Source organism: Caulobacter flavus (assembly GCF_003722335.1).
GTDB classification, from domain to species: Bacteria; Pseudomonadota; Alphaproteobacteria; order Caulobacterales; family Caulobacteraceae; genus Caulobacter; species Caulobacter flavus.
This window is the reverse complement of the sequence record NZ_CP026100.1, coordinates 12,429-39,180: the sequence shown is the minus strand read 5'-3', so window position 1 is coordinate 39,180 and position 26,752 is coordinate 12,429. Positions and strand designations below refer to the sequence as shown.

Genomic DNA, 26,752 nt, shown 5'->3' with positions numbered 1-26,752 from the left:
GGCTGCGCGCGACGCTGGACCCGGCTTCAGGCGATCGGCGGGAAGGTCCTTTTGCCTGGGCCGTGCGAGGCGGGCAGGCCCCACCGGCCGGGCCTGGCGCGTCCGGAGTGCGTGGTCGCCAAACCCCACTGTGGCAGGAAGAGCGCACCCGTCCAACGTGTCGCGCCGGTTGTCCGCCCGTTTCGCGCCGCTGGCGGCGGCGAATCCCACGGCTGGCGAAGGCGGGCCTCAGGGTGCGCTCGCAGGAACCGCAATTTCAGGTCGAGCTTGGTCGTTGCTTTCGCCCGACGCCTCGGCGAGGCTCCGCGTAAACTGGGGCGAGGGGGGCTGGTCATCATGTCGACCTATCAGAGGGATCTTCAGAGTTTCGGCGGCCATGTCGGCGACGAAGGCGCGTTTCACGAGCTCTGGCATGGCTTCGACGCCCTGCGCTGCGACCATGCCGAGGGCAGGGTGGACGCGGTCGGCGTGGGCCTGGGTCTGCGGGCCGGCGACTGCGGGGCGCGGCGGCCCACGATCGTGATTCAGGTGGCGCGGGCCGGCGAGATTCAGCCGCCGTCGTCGTTGGCCGGCCTGCCGGTGCACGTGGAGGAGGTCGGCGACATCGTCGCCCCTCAGGTGGCGGTGGCGGGCTTGAACGCGCCCTGGCTCCAGCAATACGACCGGCCGCCCTGCGGCGTCTCCATCGCGCCCCTGGGCGCCTACTACGCCGGCACGCTGGGATTCTATGCCAGCAGCCAGGGAGCGACCTACCTGGTTTCCTGCCGACACGTGCTCGACCCCACGCTCAACGGCACGGTCGGCGGGCCGGGCGTGCGGCAGCCGTCGGCCCATGACGGCGACGCCTCGCAAGCGCAGATCGGCGTGACCAAGTACCTGGGCGCGCTGCAGGGCTCCGTGGGGATACCGCCGGCCGACGTCGCGGCGGCGCTGGTAACGGGTCCCTACGACCCGCGGATCCTGATCGGCGACAACCAGTTCGCCCCGATCGCTGCGCCGAACGCCTCGGTCGTGCCTGGCCAGACGGTGCGCAAGAGCGGCCGCACCACCGGCGCGACGACAGGAAGGGTCGAACTCGTGACGGCTCAGATGACCGTCCGCTACGCCAACCGCACGGCGCAGGTCTTCCAGGACTGCATCGCGGTGAACAACACCGCCCGCGACTTTTTCGAGATCGGCGACGATGGCGCTCTGTTGACCAATAACAGCTTCCAGCCGGTCGGCATGATGCTGGCTATTTCGGTCGGACCGACAGGTATCGCCTACGCCCAGCGGATCGAGACCGTGCTGGCTTCGCTCAACGCGGCCGCCGGTCCGGGCGCGAACTTCCAGATCGTCACCGGAACCGGCGCCTAGCGTCGCTTCTTCCTCGGCGGCGGGGCAGGCGGCGCGGGCTGGGGCGGCGGCGGGGTCCAGTCGAAGGCCAGCAGTAGGGTGCGCTGGTTCATCGACCCGCCGTTGTCGTCCGACAGCAGGTAGATCCGCGTGGCGCCGTTGGGCCCCGCGGCCAGGGCGACGCCCTCGAAGTTGTCGCGGGTGACCGGGCCGTCCAGCATCAGGGTGGCCAGCGGGTACTGCTTGGCCGCCGGCAGCAGCGGATCGGGCAGGAAGCGGACCTGGGCGCGCCAGCCACGCACGGGGTCGTAGGCCCGGTGCAGGGTCGCCAGAGCCTTGCCCTGGAAGGCCGCGAAGCCCGACAGGCCCCAGGTGAAGTCGTTGGGCGTCTGCGGCGCGATCGACTGGCAGTTGCTCGACAGCCGGCACAGCCAGGCCTCGCCCTCCTCGCCGCCGACCAGATAGGCGTCGGGACCGGCGGCCGGATAGGCGGTGATCGCCTCCATGCCCTCGTTGTCGGGGAACACGGTGGCGGGCTTGGGCGCCACGGCGGGGCGGCTCCACTGGCCGTCGGCGCCGACGGCGTAGCGCCAGATGCGGTGATCACGCTCGAAGCTGACCAGGCGCTCGCCGCTGGGCAGGCGGGTCAGCCCTTCGGCGTCGCCCTCGGTCTTGCCGCGCAGGCCTTCGCCGTCGACGCCCAGCAGGGGCGACAGCTTGCCGTCGGTCAGGCCGACCAGCCGGCCGTTGGCGTCGAGCTGGAGCTTGGCCGAGAAGCGGTCGCCGTCGTCGGTGATCGCCTCCAGGCCGTTGTTGTCGGTCAGGATCAGGTCAGACAGACCGTGCAGGCGGCTGGTGTCGGCGCTGGTGATGTGCAGGCCGCCGGCATAGACGAAGCGGCCGACGGCGGTCTGGCTGGCGTCGGCGGCGTTCAGCGGCACGGGCGTCGCCGTCAGGCCGATCTCGGGCCCGACCTTCACCGGGGCGGCGGGCAGCACGACGGGCGGCGGCGGGGCCGGCTTGGGGCCGCACTGGGCCAGCATGCCGCCGGCCAGGCCCAGAACGAGCAGGCTGCGCAGTCCGATCACGCCGAAGCCTTGCGCGCGGCCTTGGGGGCGGACGGAACGACGGTGGGCGGCGGCGGCAACAGCCCGCGGGCGCGGACGGCCGTGCGCGGCTCCTCGTCGAACAGGGCGGCCAGCTGCTCGACCAGCACCCCGCCCAGCTGCTCGACGTCGACGATGGTGACGGCGCGGCGGTAGTAGCGGGTCACGTCGTGGCCGATGCCGATGGCGATCAGCTCGACCGGGCTCTTGCCCTCGATCTCGGCGATGACCTGCCGCAAGTGCCGCTCCAGATAGTGGCCCGAATTGACGCTCAGGGTGGAGTCGTCCACCGGCGCGCCGTCGGAAATCACCATCAGAATGCGGCGGGCTTCGGGCCGGTTGACCACGCGCTGGTGGGCCCACATCAGGGCCTCGCCGTCGATGTTCTCCTTCAGCAGGCCCTCGCGCATCATCAGGCCCAGGTTCTTGCGAGCCCGGCGCCAGGGCGCGTCGGCGGCCTTGTAGACGATGTGGCGCAGGTCGTTCAGGCGGCCGGGCGAGGGCGGCTTGCCGGCCTTGATCCACTCGTCGCGGCTGGTCCCGCCCTTCCAGGCGCGGGTGGTGAAGCCCAGCACCTCGGTCTTGACGCCGCAGCGCTCGAGCGTGCGGGCCAGGATGTCGGCGCAGACGGCGGCGACCATGATCGGGCGGCCGCGCATCGAGCCGGAATTGTCGATCAGCAGGGTCACGACGGTGTCGCGGAACTCCTGGTCCTCTTCTTGCTTGAACGACAGCGGCGCGGTGGGGTCGATGATCACCCGCGTCAGGCGGGCGACGTCGAGCATCCCTTCCTCGAGATCGAAGGTCCAGGCGCGGTTCTGCTGGGCCAGCAGGCGACGCTGCAGCTTGTTGGCCAGGCGCGAGACGACGCTGGAGAGGGCCGACAGCTGCTGGTCGAGATAGGCCCGCAGGCGGGTCAGCTCGTCGGGATCGCAGAGCTCCTCGGCCGAGACCACCTCGTCATAGGCGGTGGTGAACACCTTGTAGGCCGGCTCGCCGCCCTTGTCGGCCGACGAGTCGGGGCGGGCCGGCTTGGCGCCGTCGCCCATGTCCGGGCTCTCGTCGCTGTCCTGCGGCTCGCCCTCCTGTTCGGACTGGACGATCTCCTCGTCGCCGGCCTGGCTCTCGCGGTCGGAGGCCTCGCTTTCCTGCGGCGAGGAGCCGTCGGTCTGCTCGCCTTCGCCGTCGCCCTGATCGTCGTCGGCGGCGTCGGTGGGGTTGTCGTCGTCGCCCTCGTCCTCGTCGGACGACTCGGTGGCGTCATTGACGTCGTCGCCTAAGTCGAGGTCGCGCAGGATCTGGCGGGTGACCTTGGCGAAGGCGGCCTGGTCGTCGACGGCGGCGGCCAGGCGGTCGAGGTCCTTGCCGGCCTTGCCCTCGATGTCGGCGCGCAGGATCTCGACCAGGGCTTTCGCGCCATCGGGCGGGGCGTCGCCGGTCAGGCGCTCGCGCACCATCAGGCCCAGGATCTCGGCCATCGGAGCGGTGTTGCGGTCGAAGGCGACGGCGCGGGTCAGGCCCTGCTTCTCCAGCCGGGTCTCCAGCACCGTGGCCAGGTTGGCGCGCACGCCGCCGAGCGCATTGGCGCCGATGGCCTCGATACGGGCCTGCTCCAGAGACTCGAAGATCGCCTGGGCGTCGGGCGCGGCCGGCCGGGCGCGGGCGTGGGTCAGCGGGTCGTGGTGGGCCAGCCGCAGGGCGATCTGGTCGGCCATGCCGCGCAGGCGGGCGGCCTCGGGACCGGACAGGTCGCGCGGCGGATGCGGCAGCACCGCGCGGTTGCCGACCAGGCCGGGCGACTCGCCGGAGAACACGATCTCGAGGTCCGGGGTCTCGGCGAGCGAGCGGGCGGCGTGCGCCAGGGCGCGCTTGAAGGGTTCGGTCGGGTTCTCGGGCTTGGCGGCCATGGCTTTGGAGTTAGCGGCGCGGGCCCGCGAAGACAAGGAACGACGCGCGCCAAGGCGACGTTGATCCGCTGAAGCCTGCATGTCGCGGGCCCAGTGCAAGGAGCTTACCCATGCTGAAATGGGCTCTGATCTTCGCCGTCGTCGCCATCATCGCCGGCGCGCTCGGCTTCACCGGCATCGCCGGCGCCGCCGCGGGCGTGGCCAAGATCCTGTTCTTCCTGTTCCTGGTGATCTTCCTCGTCGCCCTCGTGCTGGGCATGGGGATCTTCAAGGGCGTGACGGGGAAATAGGCAGGGCGGCAAGACCCCCTCAGTCGCTCCGCGACAGCTCCCCCAGAGGGGGAGCATCAGAAGCGCCAAGATCCTCCCCCTCTGGGGGAGGTGGCCCGGAGGGCCGGAGGGGGTCTTGCCTGCTACTTCCAACCCTTCGCCTGCGCCTCGACCAGCGCCACCAGGTCGCCCATCGCCAGATTGACGTCCACCAGGTGCAGGCCCCAGGCCTTCAGTGGCGAGCCCAGCACCATCAGGTCGCCGGGAATGTCGTCGACGCGCGGGTCGGTCGGGTCGCCGTGCACCTTGATGGCCAGGTAGTCGTAGGGGCCGCTGGTCTCGCACTTGGCCGACACCAGGCCGGGCGTCGAAACGAAGGTCGTGGTCACGTCCTTGCCCTTCACCCACGGCGTCTTGCGGGGCGCGCCGGCGATGGTGCGGTCGCTGAAGTAGCCGTGCAGCGGCGCCTCGCCACCAGCCAGGGCTGCCGGGTTGACGCAGGCCGCGCGCTTGCCGTCCGGCGTGGCCTTGCCGAAGAAGGCGGGCTCGGCCGGCGGGCTGGAGGCGCGGAACGACACGTAGGAGACGATGCAGCCGGTCTGGCCGGGCTGGCGGCACATCTTGATCGAGCCATAGGCGTCGGTCGCCGGGTCGATCGGGGTGTTCATGCCCAGGATCAGGGCCGAGACCAGCTGCTTCTGCACCGGCTTGCCGTCGATCTCCTCGGCCAGCAGACGCAGCAGCACGCGCGAGCCCTGGGAGTGGCCGATCAAGACGACGCCGCGGCCGCCGTTGTCGCGGGCCAGATAGTCCTTCCAGGCGTCCAGCACGTCGCCATAGGCCAGGTTCTCGTCGCCGGGCGAGGCCTTGCCCTGCATCACCTGGCGCAGGGCCGCGAGGGTCACCTGACGATACATCGGCGCGAAGGTGCGGCAGGCCTGGCCGAAGCGTGCGAACTGCTGCTCGGCGACGATGGTCTCGGCCGGGTCGATGGTCATGTCGCTGTTGCCGCCGGGGTCGGTCGACACCGTGGGATAGACGTAGAAGCAGTCGATCGGGGCCTTGGGCTCGACCTTGAACGGCTCGACCTTGGTCGCGCCGTCGGCGGCGACGATGGTGGCGGTCTGGTCCTGGGCGCAGGCGTCGGCGCGGCCGGGACGGCACAGCCAGGAGGCGTCCTGCTTGTAGTCGTTCTTCGGTTGCGGGCCCGCCGGCGCCGGCTGGGCGCAGGCCGCCCCGGCCAATCCCAGGGAGACCGTCAGGGCGGCCCAGATCGTCTTGTGCATTTCCATCCCCTCGTGGCCGAACGGCCGTTTGGCGGGAGGATGGCTTGGCGGAGGGAGAAGGGGAAGCCGCAAGATGCTCCCCCTGAAGGGGGAGCTGTCGCGGAGCGACTGAGGGGGACGTGAATGCGGCGCATGCGGCAGCGTCGCCGTCAGAAATCACTTCCCCCTCCGGCCCTTCGGGCCACCTCCCCCTTCAGGGGGAGGGTGTCAGATGCCCGGCACGATCGCCTTCAGCCGCGCCTCGCCGGTGGGCGCCTCGTGGCGGGGCGGGCCCATGCCTTCGGGCGGAGGGCCGCCGGGTAAGCCGCCGGGCGGCGGGCCGGGCGGGCGGCCGTTCATGCCTTGGGGAGGCATGCCGCCGGGAGGCGGGCCCATGCCGTTCGGCGGCGGGCCGCCCGGACCGCCCATCCCCGCGTCGTCCTTCCAGTCGGCGGCCGGATCGACGCCGAGGGCCAGGGCCAGCACGTAGCCGTCCTTGCCTTCCCTGACGCTGGCCACCATGGCCTCGCCCCCCTGCAGGGCGATGCCGTCCTGGCGGTTGAACATGTCGCGCGCTCGGGGCCGCCTGTAGGCTGGGACGTTCTCGTAGAGGAACTCCGACAGGGCGTCGGGCACGAACAGCTGGGCGGTCAGGGCCGTGCGGGCGTCCAGATGCACCTTGATGTGGATGTGCGGGGTGCGGCCCTCGTACCAGCCAGGCCAGATCGTCTTGAAGGCGACCTTGCCGGCGGCGTCGGTGATCTGGGCCCCTCGCAGGAAGGTCTGCCCCTTGGCGGCGGTCGCGTGGTCGTCGCCCTGGCCCTCGTAGCCGGAATAGATCCCCTGCGCGTCGCAGTGCCAGATGTCGACCCGAGCGCCTTTCAGCGGACGGCAGGCGCCGTCGACGACGGTCAGGGCCACGGTGACCGGCGCGCCCTTCTTGCCCTCGGTGATGTCTGCGCGGTCGAGCTTGGGATCGAACCAGTAGGGCCCCTGCGTGACCTGGGGCGTCAGGGCGCAGACGTTTTCGGCGGCGGCGACCGGACGGGCCGAGGCGGCGATGGCGGCGAAGGGCGCGGCGCCGGCCAGGGCCAGCAAGCCGCGGCGGCTGGGGGGAAACGGGCGAGGGCATCGAGACTCCGATCAGGCGGGCCGCCCTTGTGGCCGGGCTGTCCTGCCGGCGTATGTCGAGGTCTTGCGGGTTTGCAATGACGATCGCGATCCTCCCCCTCTGGGGGAGGTGATCGCGAAGCGATCGGTGGGGGAGTGAGCGGGAAATCGGCCGAGATCTCGGAAGCTGAAACCGGCCCCCCACCGGCCTTCGGCCGCCTCCCCCAGAGGGGGACTGTTGCGAAATTCGGAACGTCGAAGAACAGACCAGAATCCGTTCGAGAACAGTTCGGAATCAAAAGGGGAAAGTCGTTCTCGTTTTACCCCATTATGCAACGATCCCCCAGAGGGGGAGGTTCCCCCTACAGATACTTGCTTAAACTCAGCGAGGAGAGCGTCGAGATCATCGAGTACATGGCTTCCAGCTGGGTCTCGTACTGGGTGGCGAGCACCGCCGTCTGCGCCAGGTCGGCGTCCTTGAGGTTGGAGGCCAGGGTGTCGATGCTCTCGATCTTGGCTTCGTTGCGCTCGATCAGGCGGTCGAGGGTGGAGGCCTGTATCGACACCTGCTCCTGCAGCGAGCCGACGCCGGTCAGGGCCTCGCCGGCCAGGTCGTAGGCGGCCGAGACGACGCTGCTGTCGTCGGGCGAGGCGATGATCATGGAAAGGGCGCGGGCCAGCTTCTCGAACGCGGCCGAGCCGCCCGACACCGACAGGTCGATGGTCTGGCCGTCCGTGGTGGTGAAGCTGCGCGTGCTGGACGCGCCCTGGTAGTAGTCGGCGTCGGCTCCGGCCGAGGCGTCCCAGTCGGCGTCTCCGAAGTCGGCGGCGGCCGTGTCGCCCGCCGTGCCCGAGAACAGGTAGGTCCCGCCCGAGGTGCTGTTGAGCAGGGCCTGCAGGTCATTGAGCCAGTTGGTCGCGTACTGGGCGGTGGTGGCCGAGTCGATCGTCGTGCTGGAGATCATCGAGGCCAGCTGGGTCTTGATGGTGGTGGCCAGGTCGGCGATGTCGCCCAGCGCCGAATAGGCGGCGTTGACGTAGGCGGTGGCGGTCTGGGCGGCGGCGTTCTCGGCGGTCAGCGCGCTGCTCTGGCTGGACCGGCGCAGCAGGCTGCCGGTGTTGCTGCCCAGGCCCCCGTACGAGGTGGACTTCAGGCCCGAGGCCGTCTGGGCCTGCTGGTCGGCCAGCTTGGCCTGCACCTTGAGGCTGGCGGCCAGCATGGTCGTCGAGTGACCGAAGGTGGCGATGCGGCTGATCATGGTCAGTTCACCATCTGGATCAGGGTGTCGAACAGCTCCTGCACCATCGAGACGAGCTGGGCGTTGGCCTCGTACTGCGACTGGTAGGTGGTCAGCAGCGCCAGTTCCTCGTCGACATTGACGGCGGTGGCGTTCTGCAGGCGCGTGGTCGCCGCCTCGTAGGCGGAGAGGGCGCTGGCGGCGCTGGACGAGGCGTTCGACACCAGGGTGGCCGCGCCCGAAACGAAGCTCGAGGCATAGGACGACAGGGTGACGGTCTTGGCGGCCTGGTCCCCGGCGGCGGAGAAGCTCAGCGCGCCCGACAGCATCGCCGACAGCTTGTCGACCGTCGTGCTGTCGGAGGTCGACAGGGCCCGGTCGCCGGCCGCCAGGGTCGAGGTGGTGTCGAGGGCGGCGGTGGCCAGCAGGCTGTAGTCGCCCGACAGTTTCGAGGACACGGCGATGTCGGCGGCGGTGGAGCCGGAGAACAGGTCGTTGAAGCCGAAATAGTCGGAGAAGCCCTGCGAGGACGCGCCGACCTTCGCGCCGACATCGGCCAGGGCGACGCCGCCTGCGCCGTCGTCGGCGGTGATCGACAGCTTGCCGTCCGAGCCGATGCTGGCCGACAGGCCGTCCATGGCGTCGAGCGCGCTGACCAAGTCGGCCAGGGTGGAATAGGCCGACAGGTCGATGTCCTGGGTCGAGACCGTCGAACCGCTGGAATCGACCACGGCCACCCGCAGCGTGCCGGTCGCCGAGAAGGCGTCCGTGCTCGAAACCGTCGAGGCGCTGGTCAGGGCGTTCGGCGCGGGCACGGCCGAGCCGGCGTTGGCGATGGCGTTGACCTGGTCGATCAGCGTCGAGGCCAGGGCGTCGAGCTCGGCCTGCGCGCCGGTCAGGGTCGTGTCGCGCAGGGTGACCAGGGCGCCCAGCTGGCCGGAGTCGAGGCTTGCGGTGATGTCCTTGCCGTTCAGCGTGATCCCGGCGATCGAGGTCGGATAGACGCTGGTCGAGGAGAGGGCGCTGGAGGCGGTGTAGGACAGCTTGGCCGCCGTCGTGCCCAGGAGCTGGTCGCCGCCGGTGGTGTAGACCACCAGCCGATTGTCGGAGGTGGTGTAGCTGCTGACCCCGATCAGGCCCGACAGGGTGGTCAGGGCCGCGTCGCGCTGGTCCTGCAGGGCGGTGACGTCGCCGCCCTGGGCGGTGATCGAGACGATCTGGTCGTTCAGCGAGGACAGGGTCGACAGCGTCGAGTTGATGGTGTCGACGCTCGTGGCGATCTCGGTGTTGGCCTGGGTGCGCAGGTCCTGGATCGAGGCCGACAGCCCGCTGATCCCCGCCGCCAGGGCCGAGGCGGCCGAGACGGTCGCGGCCTTGGCCGTGTCGCTGTCGGCGCTGGCCGACAGGGCGGTGAGCGCGCTGGAGAAGGCGTCGAGCAGGCTGGAGAGATCGTCGCCGCTGTCCACCGAGCCGAGCGCGGCGTCGTAGGACTGCATGTAGGCGTCGATCGTCGAGGCGTAGCCGGAGGCCGCGGCGGTCTTGACCACGGTCTTGGCCAGGTAGGTGTCGGCCGCCCGCTGGACGGTGGCGCTGGAGGCCGAATTGAGGGCCGTGGTCGCCGTCGTGCTGACCGTCTTCTTGGTGTAGGTCAGGTCGTCGGCGTTGGCCACGTTGGCGTTGGCCACCGCGATCTGCATCTGGGCGGTCGACAGGGCCGACGAGGCCGAGCTGATGATCGACGACAGCGACATGGCGTCAGTCCTTGCGGCGGCGGTGGTCGCGCAGCGACAGCACCCCGCTGCGATAGCTGGCCTGGGCGTCCAGGCCGCGATTGACGGCCTGGATGCGCACGCGCTCCCGCGCCATCTCGGTCTCCAGGCTCGCCATGCGGTCCTCGAGGGTCGCCTGCACCTCGTGCAGGTTCGACAGCATGAGCAGGCGCTGGTCGTCCGACAGGGCCGACAGGCCCTCGGCGATGCTGCGGGCCAGGGCCCGGGCTTCCTCGACCGACGAGACGACGGGCGTGGCCGGATCGCGACGGGCCTTCTGGGCGCGGGCGTGGAGGCGTTCGATGGTGCCCATGACGCTCACCGGACCGCCTGGATCAGGGTGTCGAACATGTCGCTCGAGGCGCTGATCACCTGCGAAGCGGCCGAATAGGCCTGCTGGGCGATGATCATCTTGTTGAACTCGGTCGCCGTGTCGGTGGTCGAGCCTTCCAGCGCGCTGGCCACCAGGCTGCCGGCGTTGCCCTCGCCGGGCAGGTTCAGGTGCACCTGCCCGGCGGCGGTGTTCTCGTCGTAGACCGTGCCCGAGACGTGGGTCAGGCCGTTGGGGTTGCTGAAGGTGGCGACCGGGATCTGGTAGATCGCCAGGCTGACCCCGTTGTCGAAATTGGCCGTGACCAGGCCGCTCTCGTCGATGGTGATCCCCGACAGCTCGCCGTAGTTGGCGCCGTCCTGCTCGAAGGTCGGGCTGATCGACAAGGTCGAGGAGGTCGAGGCGTACTGCGTCAGGCCGTCGGTGCCGCCGGCCGCGCCGAGGTCGAGCACGATGGCGCTGTCGGCCGCGCCGGTGGACAGGCCCGTGATGCTGATGTCGACCGGCGACGGGTCGGTCGTGGCCAGGCTGCCGTCGGAATTGAAGGTCACCGTGACCGTGCTGGGGCTGATCGTGCCCGAGGTGGTCGTGCCGTCCTTGGTCAGGACCGGGTCCGACAGGGTCAGCGACCAGGTGTTGTCGCCGGTCTTGGTCCAGGTCTGGCCGACCGTGTGGCTGACGCCCAGGGAGTCGATGACCTCCATGCTGGTGTCGAAGCTCTGGCCGGTCGTGGCGTCGGCCGGCAGGTTGGCGGCCATGCTGACCGTCGAGGTGGCCTTGGCCGTGCCGCTGATCGAGTCGAGGTTGATCGCCGACAGGCTGGTCAGGTCGCTGGTGTTCGAGGCCAGGACGTTGCCGTCGGAGTCGGTGGCGAAGCCCATCAGGTAATAGCCTTCGCTATTGACCAGATAGCCGTCGGCGTCCGTCGAGAAGCTGCCGTTGCGGCTGTAGACGAGGTCGCTGCCGGTGTCGCCGGCGTTGGCCGCGACCACGAAGTAGCCCGAGCCGTCGATGGCGATGTTGGTCGCCACGCTGGTCGAGGAGATGGCGCCGGTGACGTTCAGCGCCTGGCTGGTCTTGGCCACCACGGAGCTGGTCGAGGTGGTCGAGCCCATCGCGCCGCTGACCAGAGACTGGAACGAGACCTCCGTGGTCTTGTAGGCGGTGGTCGAGGCGTTGGCGATGTTCTCCGAGATCGCCGACAGGGCGATGCTCTGGGCGGTCAGGCCGGAGACGGCGGTCGAGAGGGCCGAGGACAGGCTCATGGTCGCCGCCCCTATTCCGAGGCCGAGGCGAGCAGCTGAACCTGGGTCAGCAGCGACGACATGTTGTCCGACATCGTCGTCAGCGTGTCGTTCATGCTGATCTGCTGCTCGAGCGACGAGTAGGTCGCCAGCTGGCTGGTGAACTCGGTCGGATCGGTCGGATCCAGCGGGTTCTGGTTGGTCAGCTGCGTCATCAGCAGCTGCAGGAAGTCGGTGGTGCCCAGCTGCAGCGTGCCGGACGAGCTGGCGGCGCTCGTCGTGCTGGTGCTCGTCGCCGAGGAGACGGTGGTCATGGAGAAAGCCCTCCGGTGAAGTCGGTCCGGTCGCTCTGGGCGCCGATCGACGGGTTCAACGGAGGCTCCGCGCCGGATGGGGCGGATTATTTTCGGGGGCGGGCGGTCTTCCTGTTCGCCGCGCCCGTCCTCAGGTGTCGGAGATCGGAAGCTCGGCCGACATGAAGTCGACGAAAGCCCGGACCTTGGGCGTCAGCTGGCGGTTGGACGGCCAGACGACCCGCATCACGCCCGTGCTCTGCAGGAACGGGTCCAGCACCGACACCAGGGTTCCGGCCCTCAGCTGCTGGCGGATGGCGAAGAGCGGCACGCAGGTCAGGCCCTGGCCCTGTTCGGCCAGATAGATCAGCGGCTCCAGGGTGCTGGCCGTCACGGCGACCGGCAGGTCGTGTCCGACGAAGGCGCCGTCGCGATAGAGCGGCCAGCGCTCCAGCTTTCCCGTCGACGGGTAGCGGTGGTGCAGGCAGGCGTGGGCGCGCAGGTCTTCGGGGGTCTCGGGCGGCGCATGGCGCTGGAAATAGTCCGGCGCGCCGACCACCCGATGCTCGAACGCCCCCAGCGATCGCGTCATCAGGCGGGAGTCCGAAATCTCGCCCGTGCGGACGACGGCGTCGAACCCCTCCTCGATGACGTCGACGATGCGGTCGGTGAAGTCCAGGTCGAGCTCGATGTCGGGATAGGCCCGCATGAAATTCGACAGGGTGGGCATCAGCAGCATGCCGACCAGGGGGAAGCTGACCCGCAGCTTGCCGCGGGGCATGGCCCGCGAGGCCGAAAGCTCTCCGGTCAGGGCCTCGACCTCGGCGAAGATGCGCCTGCAGCGGTCGAGCAGCAGTCCGCCCTCGGCCGTCAGGGCGATGCTGCGCGTGCTGCGCTGAAAGAGCCTGACGCCCAGCCGGGCCTCCAGCCTGGCGACGGCCTTGCCCACCGCCGACGGCGAGATCCCGAGCCTGGCGGCCGCGCCCGCGAAGCTGCGGGTCTCGGTGACCTGGACGAAGACGTTGAAGGCGCCCAGGCTGTCCACGGATCGATGCTCCATTCAGGACAGAATTGTCCGCTCAGACGAGATCGATAGCGTATTTTTCCGCCGACGGCCCAGGACTATCCGCCTTGTCGCGGTCAAGTCCGGCCGCGTCTTCGGATGCTCACAAGATGTCTGTATCGCCTGTTTCGACCCAGCCGCCCGTCACCTTCGTCGCGGGGGCCGCGCCGACCGTGTTCGTCGTCAACGTCATCCACGCCCAACCCGGACGCCAGGACGACGCCTTCGACATCATTCAGGACGTCGTGCGCCTGGCGGCCGGAAAGCCCGGCTTCCTGTGGAGCAACCTGGCCAAGAGCACCGACGGCCTGACCGTCGTGAACATCGAGGCCATCGCCGACGAGGGCAATGTCGGCGAGTTCTTCTCCGACCCGGTGTTCGTGGATAAGTGGGGCCGGCTGGCCGAGGTCTCGACCAACGAGTTCCACATCTACCGCGTGACCGACCTGATCCTGCCCCAGGCCGTCGCCGAAAAATAATCCGCCCCATCGTCGGCGGACGTCCCGTTCAACCCGTCGAAGCCAGGCCGTCAGAACGGCGGACAGCTTCCCGACCGGACTCTCCCCCGGGCGGACTCCAGACAGAGAACCGGACTAGAACATGCCTGTTATCTCCACCAACACGGCCGCCAACACCGCCCTGCGCTACCTGAACAACAATTCGGCGGCGCAGAGCGAATCCCTGGCGAAGCTGTCGAGCGGCTCGCGGATCGTCAGCGCGAAGGACGACGCCTCCGGCCTCGCCATCGCGACGTCCATGAACGCCGACATCACCGTGCTCAACCAGGCCGCCACCAACGTGACCAGCGGCACTTCGGTGCTGAACACCGCTGACGGCGCCCTGTCGAACATCGCCGACATCCTGCAGCGCATGAACTCCCTGACGGCCCAGGCCCAGTCGGGGACGTCGAGCACTGCCGACCTGTCGTACATCAGCGCCGAGTACGAACAGCTGACCGAGGAAATCAACGACATCGCCGAGACGACGACCTTCAACGGCGTCTCGCTGCTCAACGGTGACAGCAACTACACCGAGGGCACGGGCGTCGATTTCATGGTCGGCACGTCCAGCACCGATGTCATCAAGGTCGAGCTGGGTACGGCGAACACCACGGGCCTGGCCCTGACCGTCACCTCGATCTCCTCGACCAGCGACGCCGTCGCCGCGATGGACGAGATCGACGCGGCGATCACGGCGGTCTCGAAGATGCGGGCCGACGTCGGCGCCACCCTGTCGCGCTTCGAGTTCCGCGGCGACGTGATCTCCACGTCGCTCGAGAACCTGGAGTCGGCGGCGTCGGCGATCACCGACGTGGACATCGCCGCAGAGCAGACCAACTTCACCAACGCTCAGACCCTGACCAGCGCAGCGATTTCGGCCCTCAGCCAGGCCAACTCGATGAGCCAGTCGCTTCTGAAGTTGCTGCAGTAGTCGGCTCAGCCGTGAAGGCGCGGGCTTGCCCGCGTCGTCCTGCAGACTGGGCGGGAGGGCCATGGTCCTCCCGCCGACTTTCCGGACATCGCCATGACGACGACCAGCACCGTCTCGACCTCGGGCTCGACGACCTATCTGACGGGCACGATCTCGGGCCTCGACACCGACTCCCTGATCGAGGCGGCCGTCGCCCAGAAGACCGCCCGCGCCGACACGATCGACGCCAAGGTCACGGCCAACGAGACCAAGATCGCCTCGTACCAGTCGCTGCAGACGCTGCTGCAGGCGATCTCGGATTCCATGACCTCGCTGGCGGCCACGACCTACAGCTCGGTGACCGCCACCACCAACGCCTTCGACGAGAAGAGCGCCTACCTCACCGCTTCTGACGGCACGGACGCCACCTCGGTGATCGCGGTCGACGCCGACAGCGACGCGGTGGCCGCCTCCTACGAGATCACCGTCACCCAGCTGGCCAAGGCCATGAAGGTGACGTCCACCGCCCAGACCGCCGGCACGGCGCTGGGCCTGGCGGGCGTGGTGTCGATCGGCGTCGACGGCGGGACCGCCGCCGAGATCACCGTCACCTCGACCATGACGGTCAGCGACGTCGCCGCGGCGATCAACGCCAAGACCGCGACCACCGGCGTCACGGCCACCCTGATCACCAGCTCGACGGGCACGCGGCTCGTCATGTCGACCAGCGACACCAACCAGCAGATCGCCATGACCTCGGTCTCGGGCGACGACGTCGGCCAATCGCTGGGATTGACGGACGCCAGCGGCGCCTTCGCCAACGTGCTGCAGGCCGCCCAGCCCTCGATCGTCACCATCGACGGGGTCGAGATCGAGAGCGACGGCAACGAGCTGACCGACGTCGTTCCCGGCCTGTCGATCTCGTTGCTGCAGGCCACCTCGGGCCAGACCATCACCCTCGACATCGAGGCCAACTACGACGACATCAAGACGGCGATCACCGACTTCATCGACGCCTACAACGCCTTGCGCGCCTTCGTGGTGACCAACCAGACGGTGGGTTCGGGCGGGGTGGTGGCCGACGACGCCGTGCTGTTCGCCGACGGCATACTGCGCGACGTCAATCGCCAGCTCAACGCGCTCCTGGGCGGCGACGCGGGCTCGGACGACGAGCTGACCGACCTGTCGGCCCTGGGCATCACGCTCAACAGCGCCAACCAGCTGGAGCTGTCGGACGAGACCTCGCTCGACAACCTGCTGCTGACCGACCTGTCCAGCGTCGCGGCCTTCTTCGAGACCAGCTTCGAGGCCAGCGACAGCAACCTCAAGCTCCTGAAGAACGACACCACCCTGTCGTTCGACTTCGACCTGGACGTGACCGTCACCGACGGGGCGATCTCAAGCGTGTCGGTCGGCGGCGACAGCAGCCTGTTCACGATCTCGGGCAGTCGGATCGTCGGCGCCAGCGGCACGATCTACGAGGGGCTGTCCTTCGCCCTGGCCAACGCGACCAGCGGCACGATCTCGGTGGAGATCACCCAGGGCTTCGCCAACCTGATCACCAGCCTGATGGGCGACTACGCCAACACCACGACCGGCGTCATCCAGCAGCGCATCAACACCCTCGACACGGTCAACAGCGACCTGACCGAGCAGTCGGAGACCATCCGCGACAACGCGGAGACCTACCGCACCAAGCTGATCGCGAAGTACTCGGCGATGGAGACGCAGCTCTACGCCGCCCAGATCCTTCAAGAGCAGATCAAGGCCATCCTCGGAGCCAGCAGCGATGACGACGACTAATAGCCAGGCGTTCAGCGCCTACGCGGCCTCGAGCCGCCTCACCGCCAGCCCGCGCGACGTGCTGGCCTCGGTGCACGAGGAGCTCTACCGGGCCATCGGCTCGGCAAAATTCGCCCACGAGCAGGGGCGGCTGGATCAAATGTGCCGACACGCCATGCGGGCGACGCAGATCCTCACCGTTCTGTCGACGAGCCTGGATTTCTCGGCCGCCGGACCGGACGGCAAGACGTTGCGCAGCTTCTACCAGTACGTGCTCGACAGCATGGTTCGCGCCAGTCGGCGCAAAGATGTGTCGAATTCGTATCAAATCGTACTCGACTTGTTGCGCCCGTTCTGTAAAGAACTTCGTTCTGAAAAATAGAAATGTTTTTGCGTATTGCTTTTGTATCAGGTGAATTCAGTGTTGTAGTTATCTGATATGTGGCATGTTGTTTGCCGATCCCATTGCGATACAGCGATGGAGGCGAGTAATCGCCATGGCAAATTCAGCGATGACTGCGGCGGGCGAGTTCGGGCTGGCGGATGCGCGGTCGGACGAGGACCTGTTCCTGGCCTGCCGGCAGGGCGACCAGCTGGCGTTCCGGGTGCTGGTCGACCGGCACCTGCGGATGGTCCGGCGGCTGGCCCTGAACGTCCTGGGCGACGTGCAGGAGGCCGAGGACGCGGCGCAGGAGGCATTTATTGCCGCCTGGCGGGCCCGCGAGCGCTGGACGCCCGAGGCGCGGTTCTCGACCTGGCTGCACCGCATCGCGGTCAACAAGGCGATCGACCGCCGGCGCGTCCGCAAGGCCGTGCCGGAGAGCCAGGAGGTGATCACTCGCCTGGCCGACGCCGAGGTCCGGGGGCCGGTCCAGGCCGACGCCCTGGCCAGCCTCGAGCGCTCGGAAGTCGCGGTGACCCTGCAGCAGGCCATGGGCAAGCTGCCGGCCGCCCAGCGCCAGGCTTTGACTTTGTTCTATTTCGAAGAGCTCGAGGTCGGTAGAATCGCCGACGCCATGGGCTGTTCGGAACAGGCGGTCCGCTCGCTCCTCAAACGGGGCCGGCAGACCTTGAAGACGAGACTCCAGAGGCAGAAGAAGATCTGTGGCTATGGACCTGAAACAGTTCGAAGCGCGCCTGAAGGCGCTGGGCGCACGGCTTGACCGCTGGCCCGAAGGCGAGGCCGAGGCGGCGCTCGACCTGCTGACGACCTCGGAAGCGGCGCAGGACCTGTTCGCGCGGATCACGGCCGAGGACATGAACGTGTTCGACGACGCCGGCGGCGACCTGTCGGCGCTAGCCGACCGGATCGGCCGGAACCTCTGATTGAACCGCGCCTTGAAGCCGTCGTGATCGGCGGGCCATGCTCGCCGTCGAAAGCGAGGATCCGCATGCTGCTTCGACGACTGGCCCCCGGCCTGATGCTGCTGGCCCTGGCGGCCGCCCCCGCCCAGGCGCGGGCGCCGAAGATCGATCCCGAGAAGGAATACACGCCCGCGTACGATCGCTGTCTGAACAGCGGCGATGCGATCAAGGGCGTGACGGTGGCCATGGCCGGCTGCACCCACGAGGAACTGGCCAAGCAGGACGCCCGCCTCAACCGTGCCTACAAGGCCGCGATGGCCAAGCGCTCAAAGGCCGAGCAGGCCAAGCTGCGCACCGCCCAGCGCGCCTGGATCAAGCGCCGCGACGCCGAGTGCCAGGAAGACCTGACCGGCGGCACCATCGACATGCTCAACGTCAGCGGCTGCCACCTCAGCATAACGACCGTGCGGGCGGTGGAGCTGGAGCGGATGGTGAAGGGTAAGCGGTAGGCCTTTGTCGTCATCCCGGCCGAAGGTGCGCGCAGCGGACCGTAGAGCCGGGACCCAGGAGCCGCCTCACCGCGCTTGGCCCCTGGGTCCCGGATAAGCGCTGCGCGCTTTCCGGGATGACGGAATTTGGAAGGTGAGGCGAAGCGCCCTCAGCAGTCGTCGCTCTCAGGCTGAGCCAGCGTCTGCTTCTTGGCATCGAGCCAGACCCGGCAGGCGTACTCGCCGCCTTCCTTGGAGCAGGTGATCTGGCCGTCGCCCTTGTGCAGGCCGCTGGCGCCGCAGGCCTGGGTTTTGCCCTTGCCGGGCAGGCGGTCGTAGAGCAGCCTGGCGGCCGGGCCGATGATCAGCAGTTCCACCACGCCGTCGTCATAGGGGAAGGTGCGGGCCTCGGATTTCGGCTCTTCGGCCGGCTTGGGCGGGCCGTCGGCGACGGCCGGGGTCGCGGCGAGGCAGGCCAGCGCGGCCAGGATCCGAAGCGTCTTCATCGGCGGTCTCCATCAGGGCTGGAGCGGGAACTAGGGCGACCATAACCGGTCCCCGCGCGGCGCCTACGCAGAACCCCTTATGCGGCGCACCCGAATTTACCCGCACGAAGAGTAGGGGGAATGTGCCGGCGTTGGGGCGGCGTTTCTCGTCTCATGCCTTCGGGAGCCGTTTGATGCTGTCGCCCCTCCGTTTCGAACCCGCCTTCGCCCAGCCGGCCCTGCCGGTCGCCGCCGCCAGCGTCATCCGCTACGCGGCCGGCGAGGAGATCTTCGCCGAGGGCGACAGCGCCGACCACGTCTACGAACTGGTCGAGGGCACGGTGCGCACGGGCCGGCTGCTGCGCGACGGCCGCCGCCAGATCGACGCCTTCCACTTCGCCGGCGAGACCTTCGGCTTCGAGGCCGGCGAGGTGCGCCGCACCACGGCCGAGGCGGTGAGCGAGGTCACGGTCCGCATCGTGCGCCGCCGGGCGCTCAGCGACCTGGCCGCCCGCAACGGCGAGGTCGCCCGCCAGCTCTACCAGCTGACCATCTCGGGCCTGCAGCGCAGCCAGGACCACGTGCTGATGCTGGGCCGCCGCAGCGCCTGCGAGCGGGTGGCGGGCCTTCTGCTGTTGCTGGCCGACCGCACCGGCGAGGCCGCCTTCGACCTGCCGATGAGCCGTCAGGACATGGCCGACTATCTGGGCCTGACCATCGAGACGGTGTCGCGCACCCTGACGGGCTTCCTGCAGGAGGGGCTGATCGCCCTGCCGACCGTGCGCCACGTCGAACTGCTCGACCGCGAGGCGCTGGAAGCGCTCTGCGAATAGCAAAGCGGCCTCCCCGCGAGGGCGGGGAGGCCGTCCGAAGTCTTCGGTCGTCGCGGCCGTTTAGGCCGCCGGCAGTTCGCCCATGGCGCTCTGCAGGTAGTTCTGCTCGCCCAGCGACTTGATCAGCGACAGCTGGGTTTCGAGGTAGTCGATGTGCTCCTCGGTGTCGTTGAGGATCTCGCGCAGCAGCTCGCGGCTGATGTAGTCGCGGGCCTGCTCGCACTGGACGATGCCCGGGACCAGCAGTTCGCGGTTGAACAGCTCGATCGACAGGTCGGCGGCCAGGCACTCGGGCACGGTCTCGCCGATCTTCAGCTTGTGCAGGTCCTGCAGGTTGGGCAGGCCCTCCAGGAAGAGGATGCGGTTGATCAGCTTGTCGGCGTGCTTCATCTCGCCGATCGATTCCTGATAGACGATCTGGCCGAGGCGCTTGAAGCCCCAGTTGTCGTGCATGCGGGCGTGCAGGAAGTACTGGTTGACGGCCGTCAGCTCGTTGGTGAGCACAGCGTTCAGGACGCGGATAACGCCGGGATCGCCTTGCATGGCGGCCTCCTAAGGTTCGAGTTCGCCCGCACCCTTAGTCGGCTTTTTCAGCCCTTCAACAGTAATGTGTGCAAGTGTCTCGCAGCCTCACAGAAAAGCGTGAGAGTGCTTCGCGGTAACCTGAAATCGTCGACTTTGCGTCGCAGGAAGCCTTACTCGGCGGCGTAGGCCAGAGCTTCCTGGGCTTCCTGAATCATCTGGCGCATCTCGCAGACGCACTTGGCGCACTGGGCCTGGCAGCCCTTGTGGCGGAAAATCTCGGCCGGACGAGTCGCCCCCGCGTCGATCGCGGCCCGGACTTCACGCTGGCGGATGCCGTTGCAATTGCAGACGTACAAGGAAAGAACGCCCTACCGAATGATTGTCATTCTCATCTAACAGTTTTCCACCGGTTTGCAACTGACTCTCAGTCGAGTTAGCGGCGGCGCGTCGCCGCAGGCGAGGGGCGAAGTCGCGCTTGGCTCCAAATCGGCGTAAAGGCGGCGCATGACGCTCGACTGCCGCCTCTACCTCATCACCCCGCCGTCTCTGCCGGATCTGGCCGACTTCGGCCGCCAGCTGGCCCGCGCCCTCGAGGGCGGCGACGTGGCGGCCCTGCAGGTCCGCCTCAAGGACGTGTCCGACGACGTCGTGGCCGCCGCCGTCGAGGCGCTGTCGCCGATCGCCCGCGCCCGCGACGTGGCGGTGATCCTCAACGACCGTCCAGACCTCGCCGCCCGCCTCGATTGCGACGGCGTGCACGTGGGGCAGGGCGACACGCCCTATGCGGCCGCCCGCAAGCTGATGGGCAAGGACCGCATGGTCGGCGTCACCTGTCACGACAGCCGCCACCTGGCCATGGAGGCCGCCGAGGCCGGGGCCGACTACGTGGCGTTCGGCGCCTTCTTCCCGACGACGACCAAGGACGCCCCGATCGTCGCCGAGCCCGACATCCTGTCGATCTGGCAGGAGACGATGGAGGTTCCGTGCGTGGCCATTGGCGGCATCACCGCCGCCAACGCCGCGCCGCTGGCCACGGCCGGCGCCGACTTCCTGGCCGTTTCGGGCGGGGTGTGGGCTCATCCGGACGGGCCGGACGCGGCCGTGGCGGCGCTGAACGCGGCGATCACGCAGGGCCTGGCCGCGCGCGGCTGACGCGGCGCTCCGCGTATCGGCGTTCTCTTGCCGTGGTTGTAGCAGAGGCATAGCCTCCTTCCCAGCGAACGATAACGGGGAGGGACCGCCATGCAGAAGCGGCTCGTAGCGTGTTTGCTTAGCCTACCCATGCTGGTCCTGGCCGCGACTCCGGTCGTCGCCGAGACCTGGAAACCGGCCCCCGGCGAGGCCAAGACCTTCTATGACGCCGACTTCCTGAGGGTGGACGAGAAGACCGGCCTGGTGGTGCTGCGCATCGCCGAAGGCAAGGGCGGCGGGCCGTACAAGGCCTGGCCGGCCGGCAAGGGTCCGATCATGCTCTTCGCCCTCGACTGCGCCGCCGACAAGTGGATGGACCTCGGCATGGACTTCGCCGGCGACAAGGGCCTGCCCAAGAACTGGCGGCAGGAAGCCAAGGTCGACGACATCTCCGGCGCGGCGGGCAAGGCCGGCAAGCTGGCCTGCGAGGCCAGGGAAAGCCTGCCCAAGACGCCGTTGCCCTGACACGCGAAGGCGTCGCCCCGGCGGGCCCGCCGGGACGACGTAATCGTCACGCTGAAAATGAGGTTTCGCCGCCCCCGTAATTGAGCCGGCCCCCGGACGATCCGGGGCGTCGGCGGAGGCCTGCCGCACGCGGTCGGACTCCGCCCGTCCAGGCCTGGCCTAGATGTTCAGCTGCACGACCCGGTTGGCTCCGGTCGCGGCGTTGACCGCCCCGGCCGTGGCGCAGCCGCCGCTGTTGTTGTTGGCGATGACGTACCAGTCGCTCGGCTGGTCGACCTGCACCATGTGCTGGACGGTCTCGTTGCTCTGGCGGCGCATCAGATTGCCCGTGCACACGACGTTCTGCACGGTGTGGAATTCGATGGCCGGGCCGCTGGCCCAGGTCAGGTCGGAGATCTGGTTGTCGGTCACCGTCAGGCCGGCGGCCTTGTAGGCGTCGAGGAAGATCTTTGCCCCGCCGTTGCTCCAGTTGTTGCTGACGAACACGCTCTTCACGAGGTGGACCTGGTCGTCGGCGTTGGGCGATTCCATCTTCACGAACTCCAGCGCGCTGCCCTGGAAGTAGCAGCCGAAGATGTGGACGTTGGAGATCCAGCAGGGATTGGCCGACGAGCCGTTCGACTTCAGCAGGACGCCGCGGCCGCACGGGCCGTCCATCTGGCAGTTGGTGATCCAGATGTCGGTGATGTTGGAGCGGTAGCCGTTCTGCGTGGTGCTCGACGTGCCGTCCGCCAGGTGGAAGGCGTCGTTGAACTTGTGGAAGATGCACTTGTCGAAGCGCAGGGCCTGGATGCCGCCGATGGCCGAAGCCTCGATCACGGTCTCCACGCCGTAGGCGCTGTTGGCGGCGTTGTAGGTCGGGCCGGCGAACTCGCAGTTCTCGAACTCGCTGTCGCCCACCTCGGCCCGGCTGATGGTCGCGGCCGGCACGCGCACCCGGACCGCAACGCCGTTGGGTTGGTTCTCGAGCCACACGCCCAGGCGGTGGAACTTCACCAGCCGCGCGCGCTGCAGCAGCACGCCGACGGGGAAGTCCTGGATGACCACGTCCTCGACCAGGCTCAGGCGCTGGCCCTGGACATCGTAATCGTCGGTTTCGACGCCGATCTGCAGCCCGATCCGGGCGGTCGAGCCTTCGTTGACGATCGCGAAGCCGCGCAACTCGAAGTCCGAGGTCTTGGAGACGTCATTGCGCGCCTTGACGGTGACGACCGCTTGCCCGGCCGACCAGCCCGAGCCCTTGGCGATCAGCCGCGAGACGATGCCGCCGCCGCCGCCGGTGACGTGCAGGTTGTTGAGGCTGGAAGGGGTCAGGCTCACGCCTTCGGTCACCGGATAGGGGCCGGTCAGCACCAGTTCGAGCGGGCCGCTGGAGGTGTTGAACGCGTCCTCCATGCAGTTGATGGCGGCCTGGATATAGGGCGCGTTGTTGGCCGCGCCCGAACCGGCGCCCCACCATTCGGGGCACACCCGGCGAAGGCCGGTGACCTTGCCGCCGTTCTTGAGGATGAAGATCGTGCGATAGCCGGCGATCACCGATCCCTCGATGCGCAGAGTACAGCCGTCGACTTCGAAGTAACCGCCGGTCTCGAAAGTCCAGACCTGATCGCGGTCGAGGGTGGTGTTGCTGGTGAAAACTTGGGTCGTATTGACAATGGGCATTTTGAAAATTCCTAGGTGCTGAAATGCCCCGCTACAGTGCGGGTTCGGCGCCGTCGGAGCAATGATAAAGTTCCTTCTTTGTTCTCTTCTGCGACCGATTCTGGCGTCGGCCTGTCAGGTCCATCTCAAGGGCTGATCCGCGCCAGCTTGTCGGGATTGCGCATCGTATAGACGGCGGCGATGCGACCTTCGACGATGTCCAGGCCCATGGTCTGGAACACCACGCCGTCGTGCGACAGGACCACGCCGGGCTGGCCGTTGATGCGCGCCAGCCGGACGCTCGTGCCGCCGGGGTGGGGCCACTTGCGGGCGATGCCCTCGAGCAGGCGCACGGCGTTGTCGAGGCCGAACACCGGGTTCATCGTCGCCGCGGCCTTGCCGCCGCCGTCGGCGTGCATGGCCACGTCGTTGGCCAGCAGGCCGCGCAAGGACGCGGCGTCGCCGCTCATGGCGGCGGTGATGAAGGCCTGGGTCAGGCGGCGTTCCTCGTCGGCGCTGGGCTTGTAGCGGGGCTTGCCGGCCTTGACGTGGTCGCGGGCCCGGGCGGCCAGCTGGCGGACCGCCGCCTCGGAGCGGCCCAGGGTGGCGGCGATCTCGGCGAAGGGCGTGTCGAACACGTCGTGCAGCAGGAAGGCCGCCCGCTCCAGCGGGGTCAGGCGCTCCAGGGCCAGCAGGAAGGCCACGGTCAGGTTCTCGCCCAGGCCGAAGGTCTCGTCGACGTCGACCACCGGCTCGGGCAGCCATTCGCCGACATAGAGCTCGCGCCGGGCGCGGGCCGACTTCAGGCGGTCCAGGCACAGGCGCGAGACCACGCGGTTGAGGAAGGCGCCGGGGTTGTCGACGGCGGGGGCGTCGACCTCGCGCCAGCGCAGCCAGGCGTCCTGCACCACGTCCTCGGCCTCGGCCCGCGAGCCCAGCATGCGATAGGCCAGGCCCGTCATGGCCGGGCGGCGGCTTTCGAAGATCGTGTCGGCGGCGGTCATCGGCGCATCCTTCGGTTCTCGCCGACAGGACGAGGCCAGGGCGCCAGACGTGACATGGCCGCGAAGTTTTTTCTCGGCAAATCCGCTCCGGTGGCGCCGCCGGGGGGGATCCCGGCGGCGCGGCGGGCGAGGCCTTACTCGGCGGCGCTGGCAGCGGCCGAGCGCAGGGCGGCGTAGTCGGCGCGGGCCTGGCCGAGGGTCTCGGTCACGCACGAGGCGTAGTTGGGGTGGCGGCTGCTCTTCAGCGCCTTGCCGCACACCTGGCGGGCGGCGCGGGTCAGCTCCTGGCTGACCGCGTCGGAGGACTTGCCGGTCACCGAGACGCGTTGCGAGGCGCCGCCCAGCAGGGTCTCGGCGGCGACGGGTTGGGCCACGGCCAGCAGAGCGGCGGCGGCTGTGATCAGGGAGAGCTTGGTCATTGGGTCGTTCCTTGTCTGCGCTAAGGGGAGTTTGCGCGTGGCCCGATCCCTCGCTTTGCGCTGGATCAACGGCCGCCCTAAAAATTGACCGATCGGTCTCCTTTTTCAAGAGGGCTCGCCCAAGGCGCGACATTCTGCCCCGCCTTGCCTTCCGGCGGCCCCGCGTCTAGGTTCCGCGCCCGCTCTTTCCCACTGCCATCGTCCGTCTCCCGCCGCCGCGCGTCCGCGCGCCGGTGCAGGGAATTCCATAGGATACTTGCCCGTGCCCACGCCTTCCGCCCTTCTCAACGTGATGATCGACGCCGCGCGCAAGGCCGCTCGGGGTCTGGCCCGCGACTTCGGCGAAGTCACCGAGCTGCAGGTCTCCAAGAAGGGCGCGGGCGACTTCGTGACCAACGCCGACCTCAAGGCCGAGCAGACCCTGTTCGAGATCCTGAGCAAGGCGCGTCCGGGCTACAGCTTCCTCGGCGAGGAGCGCGGCATGGTGGAAGGCACCGACAAGACCCACACCTGGATCGTCGACCCGCTGGACGGCACCACCAACTTCATGCACGCCATCCCGCACTTCGCGGTCAACATCGCCCTGCAGCGCGAGGGCGAGGTCGTCGCCGGCGTCACCTACAACCCGATCACCCACGACCTGTTCTGGGTCGAGAAGGGCAAGGGCGCGTTCCTGGGCGCCGAGAAGCGCCTGCGCGTCGCCGCCCGCAAGCACCTGGACGAGTCGGTGCTGGCCACCGGCGTGCCGTTCGTGGGCAAGCCGGGCCACGGCCAGTTCCTGAAGGAGCTGCACCAGGTCAGCCAGAAGGTCGCCGGCGTGCGCCGCTTCGGCGCGGCCTCGCTCGACCTGGCCTGGGTGGCCGCCGGCCGCTTCGACGCCTACTGGGAACGCAACCTCAAGCCCTGGGACGTGGCCGCCGGCGTGCTGATGGTCCAGGAATCGGGCGGCAAGGTCTCGACCATCGAGGAGCACGGCGACCCGGTGCAGGGCGCCTCGATCCTGGCCTCGAACCCCGAGCTGCACCCGCAGGTGCTGAAGGCCCTGCACGCGGCGGGCTGAGGCGTCTGAAGGCTTGGCTGGAAAGGGCTCCGGGGGTTCCGGAGCCCTTTTCGTTTGCGCGCAGAGTATGGCCAAACCGCCATCGGGCTCTCGCCAAACCGTCACACCCGCGCGCTAATCAGCCGCCATGACCCTGTTGACCCGCCGCGCCATGACGACCGCCGCCCTCGCAGGCACCATGGGCGCCAGCATGATCCCGACCATGGTGCGCGCCGGCGTGCGCAAGCCGATCGTCATCGCCCACCGCGGCGCCTCGGGCGAGCGGCCCGAGCACACGCTGCTGGCCTACGGCCTGGCGGTCGAGCAGGGCTGCGACTTCATCGAGCCCGACCTCGTCGCCACCAAGGACGGCCATCTGGTCGTGCGCCACGAGAACGAGATCGGCGGCACGACCGACGTCGCCTCCCGGCCCGAGTTCGCCGGCCGCAAGGCGACCAAGACGATCGACGGCGAGAGCCTGACGGGCTGGTTCACCGAAGACTTCACCCTGGCCGAGATCAAGAGCCTGCGGGCTCGCGAGCGGCTGCCGCAGCTGCGTCCGGCCAGCGCGGCCTTCGACGGCCAGGCCAGCGTGCTGACCTTCGACGAGGTGGTCGCCTTCGCCCGCGCCGAGAGCAGGCGCACGGGGCGCACGATCGGCGTCTACCCGGAGATGAAGCACCCGGCCTATTTCGCCTCGATCGGCCTGGCCATCGAGGGGCGGATGATCGAGGCGCTCAAGCGCAACGACCTCAACTCCAAGACCGCGCCGGTTTTCGTGCAGTGCTTCGAGGTCGGGCCGCTTAAGACCCTGCGCCTGAAGACGCCCGCGCGCCTGGTGCTGCTGGTGGCGGGCGAGGGCGGTCCGGCCGACCAGCCGGGCGTCCGCTACGCCGACCTCGTCACGCCGGAGGGCCTGAAGGGCGTGGCGGCCTACGCCGACGGCCTGGGCCCGGAGAAGACGATGATCGTGCCGCAGGACAAGCAGACCCTGCTGCCGGCCACGTCGCTGGTGAAGGACGCCCATGCCGCGGGCCTGGTCGTCCATCCCTGGACGGTGCGGGCCGAGAACTACTTCCTGCCGCAGACCTTGCGGAAGGGGAACGCCGGCGCCGCCGACTATCTGGCCCAGCGGGGCGACGTGGCGGCAGTGCTGAAGGCGCTGTACGCCGCTGGCGTCGACGGGGTGTTCAGCGACTTCCCGGGCCTGGCGGTCGCCGCGCGCGGCTGATCAA

General features: G+C 68.8%; 30 protein-coding genes. 14 read left to right on the top strand and 16 right to left on the bottom strand.

Features of this window, described 5'->3' with window-relative positions; translation table 11 throughout:
• The first annotated feature begins 336 nt into the window (after positions 1-336).
• Positions 337-1,356 carry a chymotrypsin family serine protease gene (locus C1707_RS00225; protein ID WP_101715327.1) on the top strand — a complete coding sequence of 340 codons (1,020 nt, stop codon included), beginning with the start codon at positions 337-339 and terminating at the stop codon, positions 1,354-1,356.
• On the opposite strand, the gene C1707_RS00220 is transcribed toward C1707_RS00225, so the two are convergent.
• Both C1707_RS00220 and cobT read right to left on the bottom strand, forming a co-directional pair.
• Positions 1,353-2,423: an esterase-like activity of phytase family protein gene (locus C1707_RS00220; RefSeq protein ID WP_101715326.1), complete on the bottom strand. Its 1,071-nt coding sequence runs from the start codon at positions 2,421-2,423 to the stop codon at positions 1,353-1,355. The two genes, C1707_RS00225 and C1707_RS00220, sit on opposite strands and share 4 nt — an antisense overlap.
• Positions 2,420-4,348 (bottom strand): cobaltochelatase subunit CobT, encoded by a 1,929-nt coding sequence (gene cobT, locus C1707_RS00215; protein WP_101715325.1) that lies wholly within the window; start codon positions 4,346-4,348, stop codon positions 2,420-2,422. Before cobT ends, C1707_RS00220 begins: the two co-directional genes overlap by 4 nt.
• A 110-nt stretch (positions 4,349-4,458) precedes the next feature.
• Here cobT and C1707_RS00210 point away from each other — a divergent pair, with 110 nt between their 5' ends.
• Positions 4,459-4,638, top strand: coding sequence for a DUF1328 family protein (locus tag C1707_RS00210; protein ID WP_058346966.1), 180 nt, complete (start codon positions 4,459-4,461; stop codon positions 4,636-4,638).
• A gap of 122 nt (positions 4,639-4,760) precedes the next feature.
• Here C1707_RS00210 and C1707_RS00200 read toward each other — a convergent pair whose 3' ends face one another.
• From C1707_RS00200 to C1707_RS00165, 8 genes are all read right to left on the bottom strand, one after another.
• Positions 4,761-5,903 (bottom strand): DUF3089 domain-containing protein, encoded by a 1,143-nt coding sequence (locus tag C1707_RS00200; protein WP_101715324.1) that lies wholly within the window; start codon positions 5,901-5,903, stop codon positions 4,761-4,763.
• 207 nt (positions 5,904-6,110) lie between these two features.
• A complete protein-coding gene (locus C1707_RS00195; RefSeq protein ID WP_101715323.1) occupies positions 6,111-6,980 on the bottom strand; it encodes an intradiol ring-cleavage dioxygenase in 870 nt (289 codons plus the stop codon).
• A gap of 374 nt (positions 6,981-7,354) precedes the next feature.
• Entirely contained in the window at positions 7,355-8,251 is an 897-nt protein-coding gene (locus C1707_RS00190) for a flagellin (RefSeq protein WP_101715322.1), read from the bottom strand.
• A 2-nt stretch (positions 8,252-8,253) separates the two neighbouring features.
• Positions 8,254-9,981 (bottom strand): flagellar hook-associated protein FlgK, encoded by a 1,728-nt coding sequence (flgK, locus tag C1707_RS00185; RefSeq protein ID WP_101715321.1) that lies wholly within the window; start codon positions 9,979-9,981, stop codon positions 8,254-8,256.
• Positions 9,982-9,985: 4 nt separating this feature from the next.
• Positions 9,986-10,312, bottom strand: coding sequence for a hypothetical protein (locus C1707_RS00180; protein ID WP_145998484.1), 327 nt, complete (start codon positions 10,310-10,312; stop codon positions 9,986-9,988).
• 5 nt (positions 10,313-10,317) lie between these two features.
• Positions 10,318-11,595, bottom strand: coding sequence for a flagellar hook protein FlgE (flgE, locus tag C1707_RS00175; protein WP_101715319.1), 1,278 nt, complete (start codon positions 11,593-11,595; stop codon positions 10,318-10,320).
• 11 nt (positions 11,596-11,606) lie between these two features.
• Positions 11,607-11,888, bottom strand: coding sequence for a flagellar hook assembly protein FlgD (locus C1707_RS00170; protein ID WP_101715318.1), 282 nt, complete (start codon positions 11,886-11,888; stop codon positions 11,607-11,609).
• A gap of 130 nt (positions 11,889-12,018) precedes the next feature.
• A complete protein-coding gene (locus tag C1707_RS00165) occupies positions 12,019-12,912 on the bottom strand; it encodes a LysR family transcriptional regulator (RefSeq protein WP_240633828.1) in 894 nt (297 codons plus the stop codon).
• Between the two features lie 128 nt (positions 12,913-13,040).
• On the opposite strand from C1707_RS00165, the gene C1707_RS00160 reads away from it, so the two are divergent.
• The 7 genes from C1707_RS00160 to C1707_RS00130 all read left to right on the top strand — a co-directional run bounded on the left by C1707_RS00160 (position 13,041) and on the right by C1707_RS00130 (position 17,936).
• Positions 13,041-13,409: an antibiotic biosynthesis monooxygenase family protein gene (locus C1707_RS00160; RefSeq protein ID WP_101715316.1), complete on the top strand. Its 369-nt coding sequence runs from the start codon at positions 13,041-13,043 to the stop codon at positions 13,407-13,409.
• A gap of 121 nt (positions 13,410-13,530) precedes the next feature.
• Positions 13,531-14,361, top strand: a complete 831-nt coding sequence (locus C1707_RS00155) for a flagellin (RefSeq protein ID WP_101715315.1) — start codon at positions 13,531-13,533, stop codon at positions 14,359-14,361.
• A 93-nt stretch (positions 14,362-14,454) separates the two neighbouring features.
• Positions 14,455-16,143: a flagellar filament capping protein FliD gene (gene fliD / locus C1707_RS00150; protein WP_101715314.1), complete on the top strand. Its 1,689-nt coding sequence runs from the start codon at positions 14,455-14,457 to the stop codon at positions 16,141-16,143.
• A complete protein-coding gene (locus C1707_RS00145) occupies positions 16,130-16,504 on the top strand; it encodes a flagellar protein FliS (RefSeq protein ID WP_058349598.1) in 375 nt (124 codons plus the stop codon). The genes fliD and C1707_RS00145 overlap by 14 nt, the downstream gene beginning before the upstream one ends.
• Positions 16,505-16,634: 130 nt before the next feature.
• Positions 16,635-17,285 (top strand): RNA polymerase sigma factor, encoded by a 651-nt coding sequence (locus tag C1707_RS00140; RefSeq protein WP_101715313.1) that lies wholly within the window; start codon positions 16,635-16,637, stop codon positions 17,283-17,285.
• Positions 17,233-17,448 carry a hypothetical protein gene (locus tag C1707_RS00135; protein WP_101715312.1) on the top strand — a complete coding sequence of 72 codons (216 nt, stop codon included), beginning with the start codon at positions 17,233-17,235 and terminating at the stop codon, positions 17,446-17,448. Before C1707_RS00140 ends, C1707_RS00135 begins: the two co-directional genes overlap by 53 nt.
• A 65-nt stretch (positions 17,449-17,513) precedes the next feature.
• A complete protein-coding gene (locus C1707_RS00130; protein ID WP_101715311.1) occupies positions 17,514-17,936 on the top strand; it encodes a lysozyme inhibitor LprI family protein in 423 nt (140 codons plus the stop codon).
• 149 nt (positions 17,937-18,085) lie between these two features.
• Here C1707_RS00130 and C1707_RS00125 read toward each other — a convergent pair whose 3' ends face one another.
• Positions 18,086-18,421 (bottom strand): hypothetical protein, encoded by a 336-nt coding sequence (locus C1707_RS00125; protein WP_101715310.1) that lies wholly within the window; start codon positions 18,419-18,421, stop codon positions 18,086-18,088.
• Positions 18,422-18,594: 173 nt separating this feature from the next.
• Here C1707_RS00125 and fixK point away from each other — a divergent pair, with 173 nt between their 5' ends.
• Positions 18,595-19,233 (top strand): transcriptional regulator FixK, encoded by a 639-nt coding sequence (gene fixK / locus C1707_RS00120; protein ID WP_101715309.1) that lies wholly within the window; start codon positions 18,595-18,597, stop codon positions 19,231-19,233.
• A gap of 60 nt (positions 19,234-19,293) precedes the next feature.
• On the opposite strand, the gene bfr is transcribed toward fixK, so the two are convergent.
• Together bfr and C1707_RS00110 are read right to left on the bottom strand one after the other, a co-directional pair.
• Complete coding sequence (bfr, locus tag C1707_RS00115; RefSeq protein ID WP_058349593.1) at positions 19,294-19,776, bottom strand: bacterioferritin; 483 nt, start codon at positions 19,774-19,776, stop codon at positions 19,294-19,296.
• Positions 19,777-19,928: 152 nt separating this feature from the next.
• Positions 19,929-20,114: a (2Fe-2S)-binding protein gene (locus C1707_RS00110; protein WP_058349592.1), complete on the bottom strand. Its 186-nt coding sequence runs from the start codon at positions 20,112-20,114 to the stop codon at positions 19,929-19,931.
• A 148-nt stretch (positions 20,115-20,262) separates the two neighbouring features.
• Between C1707_RS00110 and thiE the strand changes: the two genes are divergently transcribed.
• Both thiE and C1707_RS00100 read left to right on the top strand, forming a co-directional pair.
• Positions 20,263-20,910, top strand: coding sequence for a thiamine phosphate synthase (gene thiE / locus C1707_RS00105; RefSeq protein WP_101715308.1), 648 nt, complete (start codon positions 20,263-20,265; stop codon positions 20,908-20,910).
• 90 nt (positions 20,911-21,000) lie between these two features.
• Positions 21,001-21,414, top strand: a complete 414-nt coding sequence (locus C1707_RS00100) for a hypothetical protein (RefSeq protein ID WP_101715307.1) — start codon at positions 21,001-21,003, stop codon at positions 21,412-21,414.
• Between the two features lie 159 nt (positions 21,415-21,573).
• Here C1707_RS00100 and C1707_RS00095 read toward each other — a convergent pair whose 3' ends face one another.
• The 3 genes from C1707_RS00095 to C1707_RS00085 form a co-directional block, all read right to left on the bottom strand.
• Positions 21,574-23,076 (bottom strand): hypothetical protein, encoded by a 1,503-nt coding sequence (locus C1707_RS00095; RefSeq protein ID WP_101715306.1) that lies wholly within the window; start codon positions 23,074-23,076, stop codon positions 21,574-21,576.
• Between the two features lie 125 nt (positions 23,077-23,201).
• Positions 23,202-24,059 (bottom strand): sigma-70 family RNA polymerase sigma factor, encoded by an 858-nt coding sequence (locus tag C1707_RS00090; protein ID WP_101715305.1) that lies wholly within the window; start codon positions 24,057-24,059, stop codon positions 23,202-23,204.
• Between the two features lie 134 nt (positions 24,060-24,193).
• Entirely contained in the window at positions 24,194-24,478 is a 285-nt protein-coding gene (locus C1707_RS00085; RefSeq protein WP_101715304.1) for a hypothetical protein, read from the bottom strand.
• Positions 24,479-24,740: 262 nt separating this feature from the next.
• Here C1707_RS00085 and C1707_RS00080 point away from each other — a divergent pair, with 262 nt between their 5' ends.
• The gene (locus C1707_RS00080; RefSeq protein ID WP_164467234.1) at positions 24,741-25,538 is read left to right on the top strand and encodes an inositol monophosphatase family protein; all 798 of its coding nucleotides are present in this window, start codon (positions 24,741-24,743) and stop codon (positions 25,536-25,538) included.
• A 127-nt stretch (positions 25,539-25,665) separates the two neighbouring features.
• Positions 25,666-26,748 (top strand): glycerophosphodiester phosphodiesterase, encoded by a 1,083-nt coding sequence (locus C1707_RS00075; protein ID WP_101715303.1) that lies wholly within the window; start codon positions 25,666-25,668, stop codon positions 26,746-26,748.
• Positions 26,749-26,752 lie beyond the last annotated feature (4 nt).

Bases quoted from the DNA above. Each gene is read 5' to 3' on its own strand.
- C1707_RS00225 (WP_101715327.1), top strand. From the start codon at position 337: ATGTCGACCTATCAGAGGGATCTTCAGAGTTTCGGCGGCCATGTCGGC.
- C1707_RS00140 (WP_101715313.1), top strand. From the start codon at position 16,635: ATGACTGCGGCGGGCGAGTTCGGGCTGGCGGATGCGCGGTCGGACGAG.
- C1707_RS00090 (WP_101715305.1), bottom strand. From the start codon at position 24,059: ATGACCGCCGCCGACACGATCTTCGAAAGCCGCCGCCCGGCCATGACG.
- bfr (WP_058349593.1), bottom strand. From the start codon at position 19,776: ATGCAAGGCGATCCCGGCGTTATCCGCGTCCTGAACGCTGTGCTCACC.
- C1707_RS00100 (WP_101715307.1), top strand. From the start codon at position 21,001: ATGCAGAAGCGGCTCGTAGCGTGTTTGCTTAGCCTACCCATGCTGGTC.
- cobT (WP_101715325.1), bottom strand. From the start codon at position 4,348: ATGGCCGCCAAGCCCGAGAACCCGACCGAACCCTTCAAGCGCGCCCTG.
- C1707_RS00130 (WP_101715311.1), top strand. From the start codon at position 17,514: ATGCTGCTTCGACGACTGGCCCCCGGCCTGATGCTGCTGGCCCTGGCG.
- C1707_RS00170 (WP_101715318.1), bottom strand. From the start codon at position 11,888: ATGACCACCGTCTCCTCGGCGACGAGCACCAGCACGACGAGCGCCGCC.
- C1707_RS00145 (WP_058349598.1), top strand. From the start codon at position 16,130: ATGACGACGACTAATAGCCAGGCGTTCAGCGCCTACGCGGCCTCGAGC.
- C1707_RS00155 (WP_101715315.1), top strand. From the start codon at position 13,531: ATGCCTGTTATCTCCACCAACACGGCCGCCAACACCGCCCTGCGCTAC.
- C1707_RS00095 (WP_101715306.1), bottom strand. From the start codon at position 23,076: ATGCCCATTGTCAATACGACCCAAGTTTTCACCAGCAACACCACCCTC.
- flgK (WP_101715321.1), bottom strand. From the start codon at position 9,981: ATGTCGCTGTCGTCGATCATCAGCTCGGCCTCGTCGGCCCTGTCGACC.
- C1707_RS00160 (WP_101715316.1), top strand. From the start codon at position 13,041: ATGTCTGTATCGCCTGTTTCGACCCAGCCGCCCGTCACCTTCGTCGCG.
- thiE (WP_101715308.1), top strand. From the start codon at position 20,263: ATGACGCTCGACTGCCGCCTCTACCTCATCACCCCGCCGTCTCTGCCG.
- fixK (WP_101715309.1), top strand. From the start codon at position 18,595: ATGCTGTCGCCCCTCCGTTTCGAACCCGCCTTCGCCCAGCCGGCCCTG.
- C1707_RS00200 (WP_101715324.1), bottom strand. From the start codon at position 5,903: ATGCACAAGACGATCTGGGCCGCCCTGACGGTCTCCCTGGGATTGGCC.
- C1707_RS00190 (WP_101715322.1), bottom strand. From the start codon at position 8,251: ATGATCAGCCGCATCGCCACCTTCGGTCACTCGACGACCATGCTGGCC.
- C1707_RS00135 (WP_101715312.1), top strand. From the start codon at position 17,233: ATGGACCTGAAACAGTTCGAAGCGCGCCTGAAGGCGCTGGGCGCACGG.
- C1707_RS00210 (WP_058346966.1), top strand. From the start codon at position 4,459: ATGCTGAAATGGGCTCTGATCTTCGCCGTCGTCGCCATCATCGCCGGC.
- flgE (WP_101715319.1), bottom strand. From the start codon at position 11,595: ATGAGCCTGTCCTCGGCCCTCTCGACCGCCGTCTCCGGCCTGACCGCC.
- C1707_RS00125 (WP_101715310.1), bottom strand. From the start codon at position 18,421: ATGAAGACGCTTCGGATCCTGGCCGCGCTGGCCTGCCTCGCCGCGACC.
- C1707_RS00180 (WP_145998484.1), bottom strand. From the start codon at position 10,312: ATGGGCACCATCGAACGCCTCCACGCCCGCGCCCAGAAGGCCCGTCGC.
- C1707_RS00085 (WP_101715304.1), bottom strand. From the start codon at position 24,478: ATGACCAAGCTCTCCCTGATCACAGCCGCCGCCGCTCTGCTGGCCGTG.
- C1707_RS00075 (WP_101715303.1), top strand. From the start codon at position 25,666: ATGACCCTGTTGACCCGCCGCGCCATGACGACCGCCGCCCTCGCAGGC.
- fliD (WP_101715314.1), top strand. From the start codon at position 14,455: ATGACGACGACCAGCACCGTCTCGACCTCGGGCTCGACGACCTATCTG.